Origin of the sequence: Streptomyces flaveolus (genome assembly GCF_000716535.1) — a bacterium.
Taxonomy (GTDB): domain Bacteria; phylum Actinomycetota; class Actinomycetes; order Streptomycetales; family Streptomycetaceae; genus Streptomyces; species Streptomyces flaveolus_A.
On the sequence record NZ_JNWV01000009.1, the window covers coordinates 191044 to 207940 of the forward strand.

16 protein-coding genes are annotated in these 16897 nt (G+C 71.9%); 13 read left to right on the forward strand and 3 right to left on the reverse strand.

Translation table 11 applies throughout. The features are described 5' to 3' along the window. The first annotated feature begins 93 nt into the window (after positions 1–93). The 6 genes from dxr (at position 94) to OO52_RS11760 (ending at position 7375) form a co-directional block, all read left to right on the forward strand. Complete coding sequence (dxr, locus tag OO52_RS11735; protein ID WP_030656041.1) at positions 94–1365, forward strand: 1-deoxy-D-xylulose-5-phosphate reductoisomerase; 1272 nt, start codon at positions 94–96, stop codon at positions 1363–1365. Next, positions 1362–2663, forward strand: coding sequence for a M50 family metallopeptidase (locus OO52_RS11740; protein ID WP_030656044.1), 1302 nt, complete (start codon positions 1362–1364; stop codon positions 2661–2663). The genes dxr and OO52_RS11740 overlap by 4 nt, the downstream gene beginning before the upstream one ends. 172 nt (positions 2664–2835) lie before the next feature. After that, complete coding sequence (gene ispG / locus OO52_RS11745; RefSeq protein WP_030656046.1) at positions 2836–3993, forward strand: flavodoxin-dependent (E)-4-hydroxy-3-methylbut-2-enyl-diphosphate synthase; 1158 nt, start codon at positions 2836–2838, stop codon at positions 3991–3993. Positions 3994–4195: 202 nt separating this feature from the next. Further along, positions 4196–5044 (forward strand): GNAT family N-acetyltransferase, encoded by an 849-nt coding sequence (locus OO52_RS11750; RefSeq protein ID WP_030656048.1) that lies wholly within the window; start codon positions 4196–4198, stop codon positions 5042–5044. Between the two features lie 20 nt (positions 5045–5064). Next, the gene (locus OO52_RS11755; protein WP_030656050.1) at positions 5065–5595 is read left to right on the forward strand and encodes a GNAT family N-acetyltransferase; all 531 of its coding nucleotides are present in this window, start codon (positions 5065–5067) and stop codon (positions 5593–5595) included. A 73-nt stretch (positions 5596–5668) separates the two neighbouring features. After that, positions 5669–7375, forward strand: a complete 1707-nt coding sequence (locus OO52_RS11760; RefSeq protein ID WP_030656052.1) for a proline--tRNA ligase — start codon at positions 5669–5671, stop codon at positions 7373–7375. 123 nt (positions 7376–7498) lie between these two features. Here OO52_RS11760 and OO52_RS11765 read toward each other — a convergent pair whose 3' ends face one another. The 3 genes from OO52_RS11765 to OO52_RS11775 form a co-directional block, all read right to left on the reverse strand. Continuing rightward, positions 7499–8398, reverse strand: a complete 900-nt coding sequence (locus tag OO52_RS11765; RefSeq protein ID WP_030656054.1) for an aminoglycoside phosphotransferase family protein — start codon at positions 8396–8398, stop codon at positions 7499–7501. Between the two features lie 148 nt (positions 8399–8546). Next, on the reverse strand, positions 8547–9047 hold the full coding sequence (locus tag OO52_RS11770) for a ferritin-like domain-containing protein (RefSeq protein WP_030656055.1): 501 nt from the start codon (positions 9045–9047) through the stop codon (positions 8547–8549). Then, entirely contained in the window at positions 9044–9544 is a 501-nt protein-coding gene (locus tag OO52_RS11775; RefSeq protein ID WP_030656057.1) for a hypothetical protein, read from the reverse strand. Before OO52_RS11775 ends, OO52_RS11770 begins: the two co-directional genes overlap by 4 nt. A 230-nt stretch (positions 9545–9774) precedes the next feature. Here OO52_RS11775 and rimP point away from each other — a divergent pair, with 230 nt between their 5' ends. From rimP to truB, 7 genes are all read left to right on the forward strand, one after another. Continuing rightward, positions 9775–10302, forward strand: a complete 528-nt coding sequence (gene rimP / locus OO52_RS11780; RefSeq protein WP_030656059.1) for a ribosome maturation factor RimP — start codon at positions 9775–9777, stop codon at positions 10300–10302. A gap of 2 nt (positions 10303–10304) precedes the next feature. Further along, on the forward strand, positions 10305–11291 hold the full coding sequence (gene nusA / locus OO52_RS11785; protein ID WP_030656061.1) for a transcription termination factor NusA: 987 nt from the start codon (positions 10305–10307) through the stop codon (positions 11289–11291). A gap of 121 nt (positions 11292–11412) precedes the next feature. After that, positions 11413–11709, forward strand: coding sequence for a YlxR family protein (locus OO52_RS47105; protein WP_078864783.1), 297 nt, complete (start codon positions 11413–11415; stop codon positions 11707–11709). A 145-nt stretch (positions 11710–11854) separates the two neighbouring features. Further along, positions 11855–14938 carry a translation initiation factor IF-2 gene (gene infB / locus OO52_RS47110; protein ID WP_078630038.1) on the forward strand — a complete coding sequence of 1028 codons (3084 nt, stop codon included), beginning with the start codon at positions 11855–11857 and terminating at the stop codon, positions 14936–14938. Positions 14939–15113: 175 nt separating this feature from the next. After that, entirely contained in the window at positions 15114–15407 is a 294-nt protein-coding gene (locus tag OO52_RS11800; RefSeq protein ID WP_030656066.1) for a DUF503 domain-containing protein, read from the forward strand. A gap of 40 nt (positions 15408–15447) precedes the next feature. Then, complete coding sequence (gene rbfA / locus OO52_RS11805; protein ID WP_030656068.1) at positions 15448–15906, forward strand: 30S ribosome-binding factor RbfA; 459 nt, start codon at positions 15448–15450, stop codon at positions 15904–15906. After that, positions 15903–16808 carry a tRNA pseudouridine(55) synthase TruB gene (truB, locus tag OO52_RS11810; RefSeq protein ID WP_030656070.1) on the forward strand — a complete coding sequence of 302 codons (906 nt, stop codon included), beginning with the start codon at positions 15903–15905 and terminating at the stop codon, positions 16806–16808. Before rbfA ends, truB begins: the two co-directional genes overlap by 4 nt. Positions 16809–16897: the final 89 nt, after the last annotated feature.

The following is a 16897-nucleotide window of genomic DNA, read 5'->3' on the forward strand; positions in this document are numbered from 1 at the left end:
ATGATCTTCACGCCGTCTTCACGCTGTCGTTGAACGCACCCGCGCGAGGGACGCGCTGTCCGGGCCGTCACCGCGTGCCGCCACAATGGGGGGATGACCGACAGTCCCGCCCGTCCGGCCCCCCTCGCCGACCCGCACCTCGTCTACGACCCCGCCCCCGGGGGCGGCCCCAAGGACGTGGTGATCCTCGGCTCCACCGGATCCATCGGCACCCAGGCCATCGACCTCGTGCTGCGCAACCCCGACCGCTTCCGCGTCACCGCCCTGTCCGCGAACGGCGGCCGGGTGGCCCTCCTCGCCGAGCAGGCGCACCGGCTGCGGGTGCGGACCGTGGCGGTCGCCCGCGAGGACGTCGTCCCCGCGCTGCGCGAGGCCCTCGCCGCCGAGTACGGCGCGGGGGAGCCGCTGCCCGAGATACTCGCCGGGCCCGACGCGGCCACCCAGGTCGCCGCCTCCGACTGCCACACCGTGCTCAACGGCATCACCGGCTCCATCGGCCTCGCGCCGACCCTCGCCGCCCTGGAGGCGGGCCGCACCCTCGCGCTCGCCAACAAGGAGTCGCTGATCGTCGGCGGCCCGCTGGTCACCGCGCTCGCGAAGCCGGGCCAGATCATCCCGGTGGACTCCGAACACGCGGCCCTCTTCCAGGCGCTCGCCGCCGGCACCCGGGCCGACGTCCGCAAGCTCGTCGTCACCGCCTCCGGCGGGCCTTTCCGCGGCCGGACCAGGGACGAACTGGCGCACGTCACCGTCGCGGACGCCCTCGCCCACCCCACCTGGGCGATGGGCCCGGTCATCACCGTCAACTCCGCGACCCTGGTCAACAAGGGACTGGAGGTCATCGAGGCCCACCTCCTCTACGACATTCCCTTCGACCGCATTGAGGTGGTCGTGCACCCGCAGTCGTATGTCCACTCGATGGTCGAGTTCACCGACGGATCCACGATCGCCCAGGCGACGCCCCCCGACATGCGCGGGCCGATCGCCATCGGTCTGGGCTGGCCCGAACGTGTCCCGGACGCGGCCCCCGCGTTCGACTGGAGCAAGGCCTCCACCTGGGAGTTCTTCCCGCTGGACGACGAGGCCTTCCCCTCGGTGAACCTCGCCCGGCACGTGGGGCGGCTCGCGGGCACGGCCCCGGCGGTGTTCAATGCCGCCAACGAGGAGTGCGTCGCGGCCTTCCTGAGCGGCGCGCTGCCCTTCAACGGGATCATGGATACCGTCACCCGGGTGGTGGAGGAGCACGGCACCCCGGTCACGGGAACTTCACTCACGGTGTCGGACGTCCTCGAAGCGGAGACCTGGGCGAGAGCCCGGGCCCGTGAACTCACAGCCACGACGGCGACCGCGGAGGCGCGTGCATGACGACCTTGATGTTCATCCTCGGCATAGTGGTCTTCGCGGTCGGCCTGCTCGTCTCGATCGCGTGGCACGAGCTGGGGCACCTGTCCACGGCCAAGCTCTTCGGCATCCGCGTGCCGCAGTACATGGTCGGCTTCGGCCCGACCATCTGGTCACGCAAGAAGGGCGAGACCGAGTACGGCATCAAGGCGGTCCCGCTCGGCGGCTACATCCGCATGATCGGCATGTTCCCGCCGGACGACCAGGGCCGGGTCTCCGCCCGCTCCACCTCCCCGTGGCGCGGCATGATCGAGGACGCCCGCTCGGCGGCCTTCGAGGAGCTGGAGCCGGGCGACGAGACGCGCATGTTCTACACGCGCAAACCGTGGAAGCGCGTCATCGTCATGTTCGCGGGCCCCTTCATGAACCTGGTGCTCGCCGTCGCCCTCTTCCTCACCGTGCTGATGGGCTTCGGCATCCAGAAGGAAACCACCGTCGTGGAATCCGTCTCGCCCTGCGTCATCGCGCAGAGCCAGCACCGCGACACGTGCAAGAAGTCCGACCCGTCGTCCCCCGCCAAGGCGGCCGGCATGGAGGCGGGCGACAAGATCGTCTCCTTCGACGGCAAGCCGACCAAGGACTGGAACACGCTCTCGGACCTCATCCGGGACAGCGCCGGGAAGGACGTCGCCTTCGTCGTCGACCGCCACGGCCGTGAAGTGACCCTGCACGCGAAGATCGCCACGAACCAGGTCGCCAAGAAGGACGCAGGCGGGAACTACGTCGACGGCTACGTCAAGGCCGGCTTCCTCGGCTTCAGCCCCGCCACCGGCGTCGTCAAACAGGACTTCGGCGAGTCCGTGACCTGGATGACCGACCGGGTCGGCGACGCCGTCGACTCCCTCGTCGCCCTGCCCGGCAAGATCCCGGCCCTGTGGGACGCGGCCTTCGGCGACGGCCCGCGCGAGCCGGACTCCCCGATGGGGATCGTCGGCGCCGCCCGGGTCACCGGCGAGATCGCCACCCTGGACATCCCGGCCTCGCAGCAACTGGCGATGTTCGTGTTCGTGCTGGCCGGCTTCAACCTCTCCCTGTTCCTGTTCAACATGCTCCCGCTGCTCCCGCTCGACGGCGGGCACATCGCGGGCGCCCTGTGGGAGTCGCTGCGGCGGAACCTGGCCCGGGTGCTGCGCCGGCCCGACCCCGGACCGTTCGACGTGGCCAAGCTGATGCCGGTGGCGTACGTGGTGGCCGGGATCTTCGTCTGCTTCACCGTCCTGGTGCTGATCGCCGACGTGGTCAACCCGGTGAAAATCTCCTAGCCACGCGTTGTTCACCGCGGCCCGGACCCCCTCGGGTTCCGGGCCGCATTCCATCGGGTGGGTTTACGGGTGGGATGTGCTGACGCGGGGCCCGGTGCCGTAATCTCAAAGCCTGGGAGCCCGCCGTTGCACGGGACCGGACCTTGATCCACGACTTGGGGTTGCACAGCAGATGACTGCGATTTCTCTCGGCATGCCGTCCGTTCCGACCAAGCTCGCCGAGCGCCGGAAGAGCCGGCAGATCCAGGTCGGAAGCGTGGCGGTCGGCGGAGACGCGCCCGTCTCGGTCCAGTCGATGACCACGACCCGCACGTCCGACATCGGCGCCACCCTCCAGCAGATCGCCGAGCTGACCGCCTCCGGCTGCCAGATCGTCCGTGTGGCCTGCCCCACCCAGGACGACGCCGACGCCCTCGCCACCATCGCGAGGAAGTCCCAGATCCCGGTGATCGCGGACATCCACTTCCAGCCCAAGTACGTCTTCGCCGCCATCGAGGCCGGCTGCGCCGCCGTCCGCGTCAACCCCGGCAACATCAAGCAGTTCGACGACAAGGTCAGGGAGATCGCCAAGGCCGCCAAGGACCACGGCACCCCGATCCGCATCGGCGTCAACGCCGGCTCGCTGGACAAGCGCCTGCTCCAGAAGTACGGCAAGGCCACCCCCGAGGCCCTGGTCGAGTCGGCCCTGTGGGAGGCGTCCCTCTTCGAGGAGCACGACTTCCGCGACATCAAGATCTCCGTCAAGCACAACGACCCGGTCGTCATGATCGAGGCCTACCGGCAGCTCGCCGAGCAGTGCGACTACCCCCTCCACCTCGGCGTCACCGAGGCCGGCCCGGCCTTCCAGGGCACGATCAAGTCGGCCGTCGCCTTCGGCGCCCTGCTCTCCCAGGGCATCGGCGACACGATCCGGGTCTCCCTCTCCGCCCCGCCGGTCGAGGAGGTCAAGGTCGGCCTCCAGATCCTCCAGTCGCTCGGCCTGCGCCAGCGCGGCCTGGAGATCGTCTCCTGCCCGTCCTGCGGCCGCGCCCAGGTCGACGTCTACAAGCTCGCCGAAGAGGTCACCGCCGGCCTGACCGGCATGGAGGTCCCGCTCCGCGTCGCCGTCATGGGCTGCGTCGTCAACGGCCCCGGCGAGGCCCGCGAGGCCGACCTCGGCGTCGCCTCCGGCAACGGCAAGGGCCAGATCTTCGTCAAGGGCGAGGTCATCAAGACCGTCCCCGAGTCCAAGATCGTGGAGACCCTCATCGAGGAGGCCATGAAGCTGGCGGAGCAGATGGAGGCCGACGGCACGGCCTCCGGCGAACCGACGGTTTCGGTGGCCGGCTGAGCTTTTCGGCGCCGGTGGGTGGCAGCGCCCCGCCAGGGGCGCGGGGCCGTGCTGGATGCGCGGCCCCGCCGCGTGGGCGCGACAAGCCACCGACCGGCCCGCACCCGCCGGCGCCCCGGAGCCACCCGGGCTGGCAGGCGCTCGGCGAAGCAGCGCAGCTATAGTGCGGAGATCAGCAGACCCCCAGCGTGAGGCCCCGCACGTGTTGACCCAGACCACCTCACGAGTGCTCGAACCGAGCGACCTGGACGCCGCGCTCGCCGTCCTGGACCGCGAGCCGGTCGCGAACGCCTTCGTGACCTCGCGGGTCCAGGTCGCGGGCCTCGACCCCTGGCGACTCGGCGGCGAGATGTGGGGCTGGTACGAGGACGGGATGCTCACGTCCCTGTGCTACGCGGGCGCCAACCTCGTCCCGATCTGCGCCACCCCCCGCGCCGTCCGCGCCTTCGCCGACCGCGCCCGGCGGGCCGGCCGCCGCTGCTCCTCCATCGTCGGCCCCGCCGACGCCACCGCCGCCCTGTGGCGGCTGCTGGAGCCGCACTGGGGCCCGGCCCGCGAGGTCCGCGCCCACCAGCCGCTGATGGTCACCGACCGCATGCCGGCCGACATCACCCCGGACCCGCACGTCCGCCGCGTCCGCAAGGACGAGATGGAGACGATCATGCCGGCGTGCGTGGCGATGTTCACCGAGGAGGTCGGCGTCTCGCCCCTCGCCGGCGACGGCGGCCTGCTCTACCAGGCCCGGGTCGCCGAACTCGTCGGCTCCGGCCGCTCCTTCGCCCGCGTCGACGACCAGGGCCGGGTCGTGTTCAAGGCGGAGATCGGCGCGGCGACCCCCCAGGCCTGCCAGATCCAGGGCGTGTGGGTGGCCCCCGAGTACCGGGGCAGGGGCCTGGCGGCCCCCGGCATGGCGGCCGTACTGCGCTACGCCCTGGCCGATGTGGCCCCGGTCGTCAGCCTGTACGTGAACGACTTCAACACCGCGGCGCGCAGGACGTACCGCAGGGTGGGCTTCCACGAGGTGGGAGCCTTCATGAGCGTGCTCTTCTGACCGCCCTGTACGCTCCCGGCATGGACCTCGTGATCGGCCCCCTGGACCTCACTGCCCACGTGGACGAGGCCCTGGCCGTCCAAGCCCTGGCCTTCGGGCTCGGCCCGGACGAAGTCGCCGTACGCCGCCAGATCGTGCAGCGGCACATGCAGTACAACGGCGCGCGCGCCTACGGCGCCACCGTCCGGGGACGGCTCGTCGGGTTCGTCTACGGCATGCCCAACAGCCGCACCCACTGGTGGTCCACCGTCGTCGAGCCCTACCTGCGCGCGGCCGGCAACGACTTCTGGCTGGACGACTCCTTCGTCATCACCGAACTGCACGTCCACCCCGGCCACCAGAACCGCGGCATCGGCCGGCGTCTGATCACCACCATCACCGACACCGCCGACGAGCCCCGCTCGATCCTCTCCGCGATCGACACCGACAGCCCCGCCCGCGGCCTCTACCACTCCCTCGGCTACGTCGACCTCGCCCGCCGGGTCCACTTCCCGAGCGCGCCGAGGCCGTACGCCGTGATGGGCGCCCCCCTGCCGCTGCGCAGGCGATAACCGATTTCCACCGGCACAGGCCGCCCGGCTAACCTCCATGCCATCAACCTTTCCCGGCAGGAGTACGAGAACCATGGCCAACGCACCGGTCCAGCGCATGTCCCAGTTGATGGCGAAGACGCTGCGCGACGACCCGGCGGACGCCGAGGTCCTCAGCCACAAGCTCCTCGTCCGCGCCGGCTACGTCCGCCGCACGGCCGCCGGCATCTGGAGCTGGCTGCCCCTCGGCAAGAAGGTCCTCGCCAACGTCGAGCGCGTCGTCCGCGAGGAGATGGACGCCATCGGCGCCCAGGAGGTCACGCTGCCCGCCCTGCTGCCGCGTGAGCCCTACGAGGCCACCGGCCGCTGGGACGAGTACGGCCAGGAGCTGTTCCGGCTCAAGGACCGCAAGGGCGGCGACTACCTCCTCGGCCCCACCCACGAGGAGATCTTCACCCTCCTGGTCAAGGACCAGTGCACGTCCTACAAGGACCTGCCGGTGATCCTCTACCAGATCCAGACCAAGTTCCGTGACGAGGCCCGGCCCCGCGCCGGCATCCTGCGCGGCCGCGAGTTCCTGATGAAGGACTCGTACTCCTTCGACCTGGACGACGAGGGCCTCGGGCGGTCCTACGCCCTGCACCGCGAGGCCTACCGGCGCGTCTTCGCGCGCCTCGGCCTCGACTACCGCATCGTCGCGGCCACCGCCGGCGCCATGGGCGGCTCCAAGTCCGAGGAGTTCCTCGCCCCGGCCGAGGCCGGCGAGGACACCTTCGCCGACTGCCCGAACTGCGACTTCGCCGCCAACACGGAGGCGATCACGTACGAGCTGAAGCCGGTGGACGCCTCGGACGTACCCGCCGCCGAGGACATCCCGACCCCCGACACCCCGACCATCGAGACGCTGGCCGCCTCGCTCGGCGTCCCGGCCTCCGCCACGCTGAAGAACCTGCTGGTCAAGGTGGACGGCGAGATCGTCGCCGTCGGCGTGCCCGGGGACCGCGAGGTGGACCTGGGCAAGGTCGAGGCGCACTTCGCCCCGGCCGCCGTCGAGATGGTCACCGAGGCGGACTTCGCCCAGCGCACCGACCTGGTCCGTGGCTACGTCGGCCCGCAGGGCCTGGGCGAGAAGGTCAAGTACATCGCCGACCCGCGCGTGGCCCCCGGCACCGCCTGGATCACCGGCGCCAACAAGGAGCACACGCACGCCAAGAACGTCGTCGCCGGCCGGGACTTCGAGGTCGACGAGTACGTGGACGTCGTGGTGGTCCAGGAGGGCGACCCCTGCCCCAGGTGCGGCACCGGCCTGAAGCTGGACCGCGCCATCGAGATCGGCCACATCTTCCAGCTCGGCCGCAAGTACACCGACGCCCTCAAGCTGGACGTCCTCGGCCAGAACGGCAAGCCGGTCCGCGTCACCATGGGCTCCTACGGCATCGGCGTCTCCCGTGCCGTCGCCGCGCTCGCCGAGCAGACCGCCGACGAGCACGGCCTGGTGTGGCCCAAGGAGATCGCCCCGGCCGACGTGCACGTCGTCGCCGCCGGCAAGGCGCTCCAGACCGAACTGGCCCTCGACGTCTCCGAGAAGCTCGCCGCCGCGGGCGTCCGCGTCCTGGTGGACGACCGGGCCGGGGTCTCCCCGGGCGTGAAGTTCACCGACGCGGAGCTGATCGGCGTCCCGCAGATCCTGGTCGCCGGCCGCCGCTCGGGCGAGGGCGTCCTGGAGCTGAAGGACCGCAAGACCGGCGAGCGCGAGGAACTGACGGTCGAGGAAGCGATCGCCCGCCTGACCGCTCGGTGAGCGGCAAGCAGCGATAGTTCTTGTGTCCGGGGGCGGACAGCCGCCCCCGGACGCGGCCGGCCACGGCGACGGTCGCCGGGGTGCGCGCCCCGGCCCATGGGACGGCCGGCTTGGGCCCGCCCCCTAGAGCCAGCTCGCGAACTCCAGCAGGAGTTCCGCGTCCTTCTCGCGGCCGACCCGGCGGGCCCGCACCCCGGACTCCACCGCCCGGAACAGCGTCCAGCCCCGCAGCCTTTCCTGGTCGACCTCCAGCGACTCGGCGAGCCGCTTGATCCGGCGCCGGGTGGTGGACGGCCCGGACGACGCCGCGATCAGGTCCTCCACCCGGTCCCGCACCAGCCGCGCCAGATCGAAGGCGCTCTCGCCCACCACCGGATCCGGGCCCACCGCGAGCCACGGCATCCGCTCCCCGGAGAGCACCTTGCTCTGCCGGAACGTGCCGTGCAGCAGCAGTTGCTCGGGCGGCGCCGCCAGCAGCTCCGCACGGGCGGCGAGGGCCGCCTCCACCAGCGGGGCCGACTCCGGATCGGTCCCGGCGCTCGCCCGCATCGCCGCCGCCTGCCGCCCGGTCCGCTCGGCGACGGTCTCGAAGACATGCCCGGCCGGCGGCGCCACCCACAGTCTGCGCAGCGTCCCCGCCGCCTCCAGCAGCGCCTTCGCCTCCGGCAACGACCGCACCGACACGTCCGGGTGCAGCCGCTCCAGCAGCAGCGCCCCGTCCTCGGCCCCGGCCTCCAGCAGTTGTACGGCGCCCAGCCCGCCCCAGTGCGCCAGCGCCGCCCGTTCGCTCTCCGGACGGGCCCGGGGCGGCGCCAGCTTCAGCACGGCCGGGGTGCCGTCCGCCCGCCGTACCAGCACCACCAGGCTGCTGCGCCCGCCCGGCACCTGCACCCGCTCGACGGTCAACTCGCGCCGGGCGACGGCCCGCTCGGCCGCCGCGGGCAGCCGCGCCAGCCAGTCGTCCCCGGCCGGTGCCGTCTCACCGAGCGCCCGCACCAGGCGCTGCGGCGGTTCGAAAGCCATGCGCGAGTCGTTCCCTTCGTGTCCTGTGCTGCCGGGGCCCCGACCGAGTCTCCCGTCCTGATCCTGCTCCTGATCGTGTCCGGTGCCGTCCCGCCGTCCCGTCGTCAAGGGCTGCCCGTGGAACGGCCCCGGGCCGCCCTTCCGGCGGTCAACGCGTCGGCGACGTGGACGGCGACGGTGCCGTGCCGGCCGCGCCCGTCCGTTCCCCGGACCGCTCGGCCAGACCAGGGAAGGCTACGCTCTCCCCGCTCCAGCGCACCGCCCGCACCGCGGCCTCCCGCAGCGCACCGGCCGCGTCGGCCCGCCGGGCGCCGGTCGTGGCCCGCACCAGGTCCGAGCAGACACCGGCCACCCGCTCCTCCAGCCGCGCGGCCAGCCGCAGCGCGGCCGCCCCGTCCTCGACCGGGAACGGCAGCGCGTACGCGGCGCTCGCGGCGACCGGTGCGCCGCCCAGGTCGCGCACGGCGCGCACCAGCGCGTCCCGGCGTGCGCGGTGGGCGTCGTACGCCGCCAACGCCTCCGCCCGGCGCCGCTCGCCGATCCGTCCGCCCACGACGCCGTACCCGTACACCGCCGCGTGCTCCGCCGCCAGCGCGGCCTGCAAGGCGGTCAGCTCGGCCTTCCCGGCCTGCTCGGTCCCGTCGCTCATCTGGCCCCCTCCGTCAGCAGGTACGCGTGCGCGGCCCCGGCCGCGGCGACCGACGCCAGCAGCCGCGCCAGCTCACCCGGCGCCTCCAGCAGATCCTTGGCGCGCTGGTCCGCGAGGGCGCGCTCGGCGGTGGCAAGCCCGGCGACGGCGTCCTTCTCGGTGGCCGGAACGGCAGCGGTGGAGGCGCCGGCCGTGGCGGAAGCCGTGCCCGTCGTCCCGTCCGCGAAGGCCGCCGCGTGCGCCGCGACCTGGGCCCGCAGCGGGCGCAGCCGCTCCGCCAGCCCCGGATGCGCGGCGAGCACGGCGTCGTACCGCGCCAGCAGCCCCCGGCTGTCCCGCGCCGCTCGCGCGCGTGCCCGCTGCGTGGCCGACGGGCCGTCGGCGCCGGACTCCGGCCCGGCCGAGCAGCCCGCCAGCAGGGCGCCGCCGGCGGCCGAGGCGAGCAGGGTTCTTCTGCGCGGCCCCGAGGGCACGCGCGAGGGCGGGGGGTACGGCACGGCTGACGTCCTCGGGGGCTCGTACGAACATACGGGCGGGAACGCCGACCCGCCGTTGATCACGGTACCCGCGAGTCCCTCCGCCTCGCGTCACCGGCTCGACGGCCGGCCGCACCCGCCCGTGAACCACCCGGACCTCTCCTGCGAACCGGCCCCTGTCGGAGGCAGTACCCTTTGATCAGACACGCGACCCATCCCACAACAGCACACGCGGCCGAGGAGTCACCCGGATGAGCACCACCCAGAGCGAGAGGCTGCGAGAGCTGCTGGAACCGCTCGTCACGTCCCAGGGGCTGGATCTCGAAGAGATCGCCGTGGACTCCGTCGGACGCAAGCGGGTGCTGCGCGTGGTCGTCGACTCCGACACCGGGGCGGATCTGGACGCCATCGCCGATGTGAGCCGTGCGCTCTCGGCGAAGCTGGACGAGACGAACGCGATGGGTGACGCGGCGTACGACCTGGAGGTCGGAACCCCCGGCGCGGAGCGCCTCCTCACCGAGCACCGGCACTTCGTGCGCGCCACCGACCGGCTCGTGAAGTTCCAGCTCACGGAGGGCGGCGAGCTGGTCGCGCGGATCCTGAAGGTCGACGACGAGGGGGTCGACGTCGAGGTGCCCGGCGTGAAGGGCCGCAAGGCCACCGCCCGCAGACTCGGCTTCCCGGAGATCGCCAAGGCACGCGTGCAGGTCGAGTTCAACCGCAAGGACAGCGCCGGCACGGCCGGCGAGAAGGACATGAAGGAAGAGGAGGAGGCGTAGCCGTGGACATCGACATGAGCGCCCTGCGGGGCTTGGTTCGGGAGAAGGAGATCTCCTTCGACCTGCTGGTCGAGGCGATCGAGTCGGCCCTCCTCATCGCCTACCACCGCACCGAGGGAAGCCGCCGACACGCGCGCGTGGAGCTCAACCGGGAGACCGGGCATGTGACCGTGTGGGCGAAGGAGGACCCCGAGGACCTCGCCGAGGGGCAGGAGCCCCGTGAGTTCGACGACACCCCGTCCGGCTTCGGCCGCATCGCCGCCACCACCGCCAAGCAGGTGATCCTGCAGCGGCTGCGCGACGCCGAGGACGACGCGACGCTCGGCGAGTACGCCGGACGCGAGGGCGACATCGTCACCGGCGTGGTCCAGCAGGGCCGCGACCCGAAGAACGTGCTCGTGGACATCGGCAAGCTGGAGGCCATCCTGCCGGTGCAGGAGCAGGTGCCCGGCGAGACGTACCCGCACGGCATGCGCCTGCGGTCGTACGTCGTCCGGGTGGCCAAGGGCGTGCGCGGGCCGTCCGTCACCCTCTCCCGCACGCACCCGAACCTGGTGAAGAAGCTCTTCGCCCTGGAGGTGCCGGAGATCGCCGACGGCTCGGTGGAGATCGCGGCCATCGCCCGTGAGGCCGGTCACCGCACGAAGATCGCCGTACGGTCCACCCGTTCGGGCCTGAACGCCAAGGGCGCCTGCATCGGCCCCATGGGCGGCCGGGTGCGCAACGTGATGGGCGAGCTGAACGGCGAGAAGATCGACATCGTCGACTGGTCGGACGACCCGGGGGAGATGGTCGCGAACGCGCTGTCACCCGCTCGGGTGAGCAAGGTGGATATCGTGGACATGGCTTCCCGGTCCGCCCGGGTGACCGTGCCGGACTACCAGCTGTCGCTGGCGATCGGCAAGGAGGGCCAGAACGCCCGCCTCGCGGCCCGGCTGACTGGCTGGCGCATCGACATCCGGCCCGACACCGAGCAGGCCGGGGACTAGAACAGGCAGTGGATCGGGCGCCGGGGAATAGATCCAAGCCGCCCGGCGCTGAGATCACGACAACAGCCGTTCGATTCTTGCCCCGAAGGGGTGAGGTCGGTACGGGGAGGTAGACTTAACCGTGTCTGGCCGGACGCACACCCGAGCATGCCCGGAACGCACCTGTGTGGGGTGCCGGGAGCGGGCGGCCAAGAACGATCTCCTGCGGATCGTGGAGATCGAGGGCGCATGCGCCCCCGATCCTCGCGGTACGCTGCCCGGCCGGGGTGCGTACGTACACCCCGCCCTGGTCTGTCTCGACCAGGCGGTACGCCGCCGGGCGTTCCCGCGGGCACTGCGCGTCCCGGGACCGCTCGACACAAAGGCGTTGCGTCGATACGTCGAGCAGACAACAGTTGCCGAGCAGGCAACGCCGTAAGACAAGCCGCACGGAACCCCGTGCGGTCTGGTACCTCGCGAGTCGAAAGCAGGTCGAGATTGCGATGAGCACTCGATGAGTACGCGATGAGTACGCCCATGAACTAGCGACGGTCCGGCTTCAACCCGGACCTCAAAGGAGCGAAGTGGCTAAGGTCCGGGTCTACGAACTCGCCAAGGAGTTCGGTGTCGAGAGCAAGGTCGTCATGGCCAAGCTCCAGGAACTCGGTGAATTCGTCCGTTCGGCGTCTTCGACCATCGAAGCGCCGGTTGTACGCAAGCTGACTGACGCCTTCCAGGGCGGTGGCAACGGCAAGTCCGCCGGCAAGCCCGCCCCGCGCAAGGCTTCCCCCAGGCCCGCCGCGCCCTCTCCGGCGCAGGCGGCACGTCCGGCTGCCCCGGCCCCGAGGCCGGCTGCCCCCAAGCCTCCGACGGCGCCCGCTGCCCAGCAGCCGGCCGCCCCGTCGGCCCCCTCGGCGCCCGCACAGGCCCCGTCCCAGGGCCCGCGCCCGGTGCCGGGTCCCAAGCCCGCGCCGCGTCCGGCCCCGGCCGCCCCGGAGTTCACCGCTCCGCCGGCCCCGGCCGCGCAGACCCCGCAGGCTCCGGCCGCCCAGGGTCCGCGTCCCGGCGGCGCCCGTCCCGGCGCCCCGAAGCCCGGTGGCTCTCGTCCGGCCCCCGGCCAGGGCCAGTCGGCCCGTCCGGGTCAGGGCGGTTCCCGCCCCGGTGGCCAGGCCGCGCGTCCCGGTGCCCGTCCGGCCGGTCCGCGTCCGGGCAACAACCCCTTCACCTCCGGCGGCAACGCCGGCATGGCCCGTCCGCAGGCCCCGCGCCCGCAGGGCGGCCCGCGTCCCGGCCCCGGCGGTGCCCCCGGCGCCGGTCCTCGTCCGCAGGCGCCCGGCGCCCAGGGCGGCGGTCCGCGTCCGCAGGCTCCGGGCGGTCCCCGTCCGACCCCGGGTTCGATGCCGCGTCCGCAGGGCGGTCCCCGTCCCGGCGGCGGCCCCGGCGGCCCGCGTCCGAACCCCGGCATGATGCCGCAGCGTCCCGCTGCGGGTCCGCGTCCCGGCGGTGGCCCCGGTGGCCGCGGTCCCGGTGGCGGCGGTCGTCCGGGTGGCGGCGGCGGTCGTCCGGGTGGCGGCGGCTTCGCCGGTCGTCCGGGTGGCGGTGGCGGCGGCTTCGCCGGCCGTCCTGCCGGTCCCGGTGGCGGTGGCGGCGGTTTCGCCGGCCGTCCGGGTGGTCCCGGCGGTGGCGGCGGTGGCCGTCCCGGCTTCGGCGGTCGTCCGGGTGGTCCCGGTGGCCGTGGTGGCACGCAGGGCGCCTTCGGCCGTCCCGGCGGTCCCGCGCGTCGTGGCCGCAAGTCGAAGCGGCAGAGGCGCCAGGAGTACGAGGCCATGCAGGCCCCGAGCGTCGGCGGCGTGATGCTGCCGCGCGGCAACGGCGAGACCATCCGTCTCTCCCGCGGCGCGTCGCTCACCGACTTCGCGGAGAAGATCAACGCCAACCCGGCGTCCCTCGTCGCGGTCATGATGAACCTCGGCGAGATGGTCACCGCGACCCAGTCCGTCTCCGACGAGACCCTCCAGCTCCTCGCCGACGAGATGAACTACACGGTTCAGATCGTCAGCCCGGAGGAGGAGGACCGCGAGCTGCTGGAGTCCTTCGACATCGAGTTCGGTGAGGACGAGGGCTCCGAGGAGGACCTGGTCGTCCGTCCGCCGGTCGTGACCGTCATGGGTCACGTCGACCACGGTAAGACCCGACTGCTCGACGCCATCCGCAAGACCAACGTCATCGCGGGCGAGGCCGGCGGCATCACCCAGCACATCGGTGCCTACCAGGTCGCGACCGAGGTCAACGACGAAGAGCGCAAGATCACCTTCATCGACACCCCGGGTCACGAGGCGTTCACCGCCATGCGTGCCCGTGGTGCGAAGTCGACCGACATCGCGATCCTGGTCGTCGCGGCCAACGACGGCGTCATGCCGCAGACGGTCGAGGCGCTCAACCACGCCAAGGCGGCCGACGTGCCGATCGTGGTCGCGGTCAACAAGATCGACGTCGAGGGTGCCGACCCGACCAAGGTGCGCGGTCAGCTGACCGAGTACGGCCTGGTGGCCGAGGAGTACGGCGGCGACACCATGTTCGTCGACATCTCCGCCAAGCAGGGTCTGCACATCGACTCGCTGCTGGAGGCCGTGATCCTCACGGCGGACGCCTCGCTCGACCTGCGGGCCAACCCGAACCAGGACGCGCAGGGCATCTCGATCGAGTCCCGTCTCGACCGCGGCCGCGGTGCCGTGGCGACGGTCCTCGTCCAGCGAGGCACGCTGCGGGTCGGCGACACGATGGTCGTGGGCGACGCCTACGGCCGTGTGCGCGCCATGCTCGACGACAACGGCAACAACGTCGCCGAGGCCGGCCCGTCGACGCCGGTCCAGGTCCTGGGCCTGACCAACGTCCCGGGTGCGGGTGACAACTTCCTGGTGGTCGACGAGGACCGTACGGCCCGTCAGATCGCCGAGAAGCGCGCCGCCCGTGAGCGCAACGCGGCCTTCGCGAAGCGCACGCGCCGCGTGTCGCTGGAGGACCTGGACAAGGTGCTCAAGGCCGGCGAGGTCCAGCAGCTCAACCTGATCATCAAGGGTGACGCTTCTGGTTCCGTCGAGGCCCTGGAGTCCTCCCTGCTCCAGCTGGACGTCGGCGAAGAGGTCGACATCCGCGTCCTGCACCGCGGCGTCGGTGCGGTCACGGAGTCCGACATCGACCTGGCGATGGGCTCCGACGCCATCGTGATCGGCTTCAACGTCCGCGCGGCCGGCCGCGCGGCGCAGATGGCCGAGCGCGAGGGCGTGGACGTCCGGTACTACTCGGTCATCTACCAGGCGATCGAGGAGATCGAGGCGGCCCTCAAGGGCATGCTCAAGCCGGAGTACGAAGAGGTCGAGCTGGGTACGGCGGAGATCCGCGAGGTCTTCAAGTCGTCCAAGCTGGGCAACATCGCGGGTGTCCTCATCCGCTCCGGCGAGGTCAAGCGCAACACCAAGGCTCGCCTCATCCGCGACGGCAAGGTGGTCGCGGAGAACCTCAACATCGAGGGCCTGCGTCGCTTCAAGGACGACGTCACCGAGATCCGCGAAGGCTACGAGGGTGGTATCAACCTCGGAAACTTCAACGACATCAAGGTCGACGACGTCATCGCGACGTACGAGATGCGGGAGAAGCCGCGGGCGTAACGCCTGTGGTTCGTGCTGGCCGGCGGGACTGCGGTCCCGTCGGCCAGCGCGCCGTTTTCCGACCGGGTACCTGTCCCGGCCGGCCGGGCCGAAACCCTGTCGAGCCGCCGACGGGTACGCGGTACGGTGGCTCCAGGCCATCGATCCCGTACCGGCGGGTAACCCGGAACACAACATGTACGTGGGGACTCTGTCCTTCGACCTCCTCCTCGGCGACGTCCACTCGCTGAAGGAGAAGCGCTCCGTCGTCCGCCCGATCGTCGCCGAACTCCAGCGGAAGTACGCGGTGAGCGCGGCCGAGGTGGACCACATGAACCTCCACCGGCGGGCGATCATCGGCCTCGCCGCGGTCTCCGGCGACGCCGCGCACCTCACCGACGTACTGGACCGGTGCGAGCGGCTGGTCGCCGGCCGCCCCGAGGTGGAACTGCTGTCCGTGCGACGGCGCTTCCACGGCGACGACGACTGACCACGAAACGCAAGCAAGAGAAAGAACGGGAGACGGACCAGTGGCCGACAACGCGCGGGCTAAAAGGCTGGCGGACCTCATCCGGGAGGTGGTGGCCCAGAAGCTGCAGCGCGGGATCAAGGACCCGCGGCTCGGCTCACACGTCACCATCACGGACACCCGGGTCACGGGTGACCTCCGGGAGGCGACCGTCTTCTACACGGTCTACGGCGACGAGGAGGAGCGGACGGCGGCGGCAGCCGGCCTGGAGAGCGCCAAGGGAATCCTGCGCTCCGAGGTGGGCCGCGCGGCCGGGGTGAAGTTCACGCCCACCCTGACCTTCGTCGCGGACGCCCTGCCGGACACCGCCCGGACCATCGAGGACCTCCTCGACAAGGCCCGGCAGTCCGACGAGAAGGTGCGAGAGGCGGCCACGGGCGCCACGTACGCGGGCGGCGCCGACCCGTACCGGAAGCCGGCGGACGACGACACCGACACGGACGGCGACGCCACCGAATGACCCAGAAGCACACCACGCCCGACGGCCTCGTCATCGTCGACAAGCCGTCGGGCTTTACTTCGCACGACGTGGTCGCCAAGATGCGCGGGATCGCCAGGACCCGCCGCGTCGGTCACGCCGGCACCCTCGACCCGATGGCGACCGGCGTCCTGGTCCTCGGGGTCGAACGCGCCACCAAGCTCCTCGGGCACCTGGCGCTCACCGAGAAGGAGTACCTGGGCACGGTCCGTCTGGGCCAGACCACCCTCACCGACGACGCCGAGGGCGAGATCACCGCGTCCACCGACGCCTCCAAGGTGACCCGGGACGCCATCGACGCGGGCATCGCCAAGCTGACCGGCGACATCATGCAGGTGCCGTCCAAGGTCAGCGCCATCAAGATCGACGGCGTACGGTCGTACAAGCGGGCCCGTGAGGGCGAGGACTTCGAGATCCCCGCCCGGCCGGTGACCATCTCCTCCTTCGCGGTGTACGACGTCCGGGACGCGGTCGCCGAGGACGGCACGCCCGTGCTCGACCTGGTGGTGTCCGTGGTCTGCTCCTCCGGCACCTACATCCGCGCCCTCGCCCGTGACCTGGGCGCCGACCTCGGCGTCGGCGGCCACCTCACCGCGCTGCGCCGCACCCGCGTCGGCCCGTACAAGCTCGACGCGGCGAAGACGCTGGACCAGCTCCAGCAGGAGCTGACCGTGATGCCGATCGCCGAGGCCGCCACCGCGGCGTTCCCGCGCTGGGAGGTCGACGCCAAGCGGTCCCGGCTGCTGCTGAACGGTGTCCGGCTGGAGATCCCCGAGGAGTACGCGGGAGCCGGTCCCGTCGCCGTGTTCGACGTCGAGGGCCGTTTCCTCGCGTTGGTCGAGGAGCACCGGGGCAAGGCCAAGAGCCTTGCCGTCTTCGGCTGAGGCCGTGAGGTTCTGAGCCCGTGAGGTTATGAGGCCGTGAGGTTCTGAGCCCGTGAGGTTCTGAGGCCGTGAGGTTCTGAGCCTTGGCC

Bases quoted from the DNA above. Each gene is read 5' to 3' on its own strand.
- OO52_RS11800 (WP_030656066.1), top strand. From the start codon at position 15,114: ATGTACGTGGGGACTCTGTCCTTCGACCTCCTCCTCGGCGACGTCCAC.
- OO52_RS11755 (WP_030656050.1), top strand. From the start codon at position 5,065: ATGGACCTCGTGATCGGCCCCCTGGACCTCACTGCCCACGTGGACGAG.
- truB (WP_030656070.1), top strand. From the start codon at position 15,903: ATGACCCAGAAGCACACCACGCCCGACGGCCTCGTCATCGTCGACAAG.
- OO52_RS11765 (WP_030656054.1), bottom strand. From the start codon at position 8,398: ATGGCTTTCGAACCGCCGCAGCGCCTGGTGCGGGCGCTCGGTGAGACG.
- ispG (WP_030656046.1), top strand. From the start codon at position 2,836: ATGACTGCGATTTCTCTCGGCATGCCGTCCGTTCCGACCAAGCTCGCC.
- rimP (WP_030656059.1), top strand. From the start codon at position 9,775: ATGAGCACCACCCAGAGCGAGAGGCTGCGAGAGCTGCTGGAACCGCTC.
- OO52_RS11760 (WP_030656052.1), top strand. From the start codon at position 5,669: ATGGCCAACGCACCGGTCCAGCGCATGTCCCAGTTGATGGCGAAGACG.
- OO52_RS11770 (WP_030656055.1), bottom strand. From the start codon at position 9,047: ATGAGCGACGGGACCGAGCAGGCCGGGAAGGCCGAGCTGACCGCCTTG.
- dxr (WP_030656041.1), top strand. From the start codon at position 94: ATGACCGACAGTCCCGCCCGTCCGGCCCCCCTCGCCGACCCGCACCTC.
- OO52_RS11740 (WP_030656044.1), top strand. From the start codon at position 1,362: ATGACGACCTTGATGTTCATCCTCGGCATAGTGGTCTTCGCGGTCGGC.